1 protein-coding gene is annotated in these 209 nt (G+C 73.7%); it reads left to right on the top strand.

The window, feature by feature from the left end; genetic code table 11:
- Positions 1 to 209, top strand: a 209-nt coding sequence (locus ASF20_RS24405) for an HYR domain-containing protein (RefSeq protein ID WP_162242612.1), incomplete at both ends; no start/stop codon positions are given.

Genomic DNA, 209 nt, shown 5'->3' with positions numbered 1-209 from the left:
GGTGGTCGCCTCGGGCCAGACCTTCGGCCTCGGCCCCCACACCCTCACCGCCACCGCGACGGATGCGGCCGGCAATTCCGCCGATCCGGTCGCCTTCAGCTTCACGGTGGCCGACACCGCCAAACCCGTCATCGCCATTTCCGCCCCGGCGCCCACCATCCAGGCGACCTCCGCGGCGGGCGCGCCAGTGACCTTCGCCGCCACCGCCA

The organism is Methylobacterium sp. Leaf88 (genome assembly GCF_001422795.1).
Classification (GTDB): Bacteria; Pseudomonadota; Alphaproteobacteria; order Rhizobiales; family Beijerinckiaceae; genus Methylobacterium.
Note: the sequence above shows the minus strand (reverse complement) of the source record. Positions and strands in the feature narration are given on the sequence as shown.